Below are 3,238 nucleotides of genomic sequence, written 5' to 3'. Positions count from 1 at the left end.
CGACAAATCAGCGACGCGACGAAGCAAGGCGGAAGGCGAAGAGCCTGAGGCGAAGAGTTGCTTCGATGTTCTTTAAGAATTTACAGCCGATAAGCGTGGGCGTCTGGACGAGCGACCTGAGAAGGTTAAATCGCTAGATGCTCACGGAAGAAAGAATGAAGCTATGAGAATAGTCTTTGTTCGATTCCGTTGAGTTTATTCAAGATCGAACTGTAGAGTTTGATCCTGGCTCAGATTGAACGCTGGCGGCATGCCTTACACATGCAAGTCGAACGGTAACGCGGGGCAACCTGGCGACGAGTGGCGAACGGGTGAGTAATATATCGGAACGTGCCCAGTTGTGGGGGATAACTGCTCGAAAGAGCAGCTAATACCGCATACGACCTGAGGGTGAAAGCGGGGGATCGCAAGACCTCGCGCAATTGGAGCGGCCGATATCAGATTAGGTAGTTGGTGGGGTAAAGGCCTACCAAGCCTACGATCTGTAGCTGGTCTGAGAGGACGACCAGCCACACTGGGACTGAGACACGGCCCAGACTCCTACGGGAGGCAGCAGTGGGGAATTTTGGACAATGGGGGCAACCCTGATCCAGCCATGCCGCGTGCGGGAAGAAGGCCTTCGGGTTGTAAACCGCTTTTGTCAGGGAAGAAAAGACTCCTATTAATACTGGGGGTTCATGACGGTACCTGAAGAATAAGCACCGGCTAACTACGTGCCAGCAGCCGCGGTAATACGTAGGGTGCAAGCGTTAATCGGAATTACTGGGCGTAAAGCGTGCGCAGGCGGTTATGCAAGACAGATGTGAAATCCCCGGGCTCAACCTGGGAACTGCATTTGTGACTGCATGGCTAGAGTACGGTAGAGGGGGATGGAATTCCGCGTGTAGCAGTGAAATGCGTAGATATGCGGAGGAACACCGATGGCGAAGGCAATCCCCTGGACCTGTACTGACGCTCATGCACGAAAGCGTGGGGAGCAAACAGGATTAGATACCCTGGTAGTCCACGCCCTAAACGATGTCAACTGGTTGTTGGGAGGGTTTCTTCTCAGTAACGTAGCTAACGCGTGAAGTTGACCGCCTGGGGAGTACGGCCGCAAGGTTGAAACTCAAAGGAATTGACGGGGACCCGCACAAGCGGTGGATGATGTGGTTTAATTCGATGCAACGCGAAAAACCTTACCTACCCTTGACATGCCAGGAATCCTGCAGAGATGTGGGAGTGCTCGAAAGAGAACCTGGACACAGGTGCTGCATGGCCGTCGTCAGCTCGTGTCGTGAGATGTTGGGTTAAGTCCCGCAACGAGCGCAACCCTTGTCATTAGTTGCTACGAAAGGGCACTCTAATGAGACTGCCGGTGACAAACCGGAGGAAGGTGGGGATGACGTCAGGTCATCATGGCCCTTATGGGTAGGGCTACACACGTCATACAATGGCCGGGACAGAGGGCTGCCAACCCGCGAGGGGGAGCTAATCCCAGAAACCCGGTCGTAGTCCGGATCGCAGTCTGCAACTCGACTGCGTGAAGTCGGAATCGCTAGTAATCGCGGATCAGCTTGCCGCGGTGAATACGTTCCCGGGTCTTGTACACACCGCCCGTCACACCATGGGAGCGGGTTCTGCCAGAAGTAGTTAGCCTAACCGCAAGGAGGGCGATTACCACGGCAGGGTTCGTGACTGGGGTGAAGTCGTAACAAGGTAGCCGTATCGGAAGGTGCGGCTGGATCACCTCCTTTCTAGAGATGACGAGACCGTTGTTTGGCTCAGGCCAGATGATCGAGTCGAGTCCACAAAACGCGAGTTCAGCGCGCCCACACTTATCGGCTGTAGACACACAACAGTGAGTGAGAAAACGCGTGAGCCTGGCGAGCTGGCCTTGCCGGTTGGCGCGATTGCAGGAGCACGCAAGAAACGCGTGGGTCTGTAGCTCAGTCGGTTAGAGCACCGTCTTGATAAGGCGGGGGTCGCTGGTTCGAATCCAGCCAGACCCACCACGAGGGTCGTCAAGATCTTGGGGGATTAGCTCAGCTGGGAGAGCACCTGCTTTGCAAGCAGGGGGTCGTCGGTTCGATCCCGTCATCCTCCACCAATCACTTCACAGGGGTGGCAAACCACAGCGTCCAAGCGGGCACTGTGGTTTGCCAGTCTCGACATTCGTGTCGGCTGTTGTTCTTTAACAATTCGTAGAGTCGAATCAGCGTTGCTGGCGGAAAGCTTAGCGCTTCGTAAAGGGGCGCGGCACCGTGCCGCCAGCGACATTTGATTGCGTCAACAAACTTCAACTCTGAAAAGAGAAGAAATTGAAGAACGGCGAACGCGTGATACTCAATTGAATACTCGAGTTGTCGAGTATCTGTCCTTGACGACATCTGCGGATGTCAAAGTTATAGGGTCAAGTGACTAAGTGCATGTGGTGGATGCCTTGGCGATTACAGGCGACGAAGGACGTGATAGCCTGCGATAAGCTTCGGGGAGCTGGCAAATAAGCTTTGATCCGGAGATTTCCGAATGGGGAAACCCGCCTCGTTTAGAGGTATCGCACACTGAATACATAGGTGTGCGAGGCGAACCGGGTGAACTGAAACATCTCAGTAGCTCGAGGAAAAGACATCAACCGAGATTCCGAAAGTAGTGGCGAGCGAAATCGGAGTAGCCCTCGTGTTTTAGCAGTCGGCATATCAGAACGGAATGGAAAGTCCGGCCATAGCGGGTGATAGCCCCGTATGAGAAATGTCGATTGTGGAACTAGGCACGAATAGAGTAGGGCGGGACACGTGAAATCCTGTCTGAATATGGGGGGACCATCCTCCAAGGCTAAATACTCGTAATCGACCGATAGTGAACAAGTACCGTGAGGGAAAGGCGAAAAGAACCCCGGGAGGGGAGTGAAATAGATCCTGAAACCGCATGCATACAAAAAGTAGGAGCCCGCAAGGGTGACTGCGTACCTTTTGTATAATGGGTCAGCGACTTACATTCAGTGGCGAGGTTAACCGAATAGGGTAGCCGTAGAGAAATCGAGTCCGAATAGGGCGAATTAGTCGCTGGGTGTAGACCCGAAACCAAGTGATCTATCCATGGCCAGGATGAAGGTACCGTAACAGGTGCTGGAGGTCCGAACCGACTAGTGTTGCAAAACTAGCGGATGAGCTGTGGATAGGGGTGAAAGGCTAAACAAACTTGGAGATAGCTGGTTCTCTCCGAAAACTATTTAGGTAGTGCCTCAAGTATTACCTTC

General features: G+C 53.5%; 2 tRNA genes and 2 rRNA genes (1 of these 4 cut by a window edge). All 4 read left to right on the top strand.

The features are described 5' to 3' along the window. Positions 1-207: 207 nt before the first annotated feature. Positions 208-1,736: ribosomal RNA gene (locus AC07O8_RS27205) — 16S ribosomal RNA — on the top strand. A 181-nt stretch (positions 1,737-1,917) separates the two neighbouring features. Further along, positions 1,918-1,994: transfer RNA gene (locus AC07O8_RS27200), tRNA-Ile, on the top strand. A 19-nt stretch (positions 1,995-2,013) separates the two neighbouring features. Then, positions 2,014-2,089, top strand: a tRNA-Ala gene (locus tag AC07O8_RS27195). Between the two features lie 301 nt (positions 2,090-2,390). Continuing rightward, a 23S ribosomal RNA gene (locus AC07O8_RS27190) occupies positions 2,391-3,238 on the top strand (it continues 2,132 nt past the right edge of the window). Together the 16S and 23S rRNA genes with 2 tRNA genes alongside form the textbook arrangement of a ribosomal RNA operon.

It is taken from the genome of Roseateles sp. GW821-FHT09G09 (genome assembly GCF_059415965.1).
The sequence above is the reverse complement of the archived record's forward strand: the minus strand, read 5'-3'. Positions and strand labels throughout refer to the sequence as shown.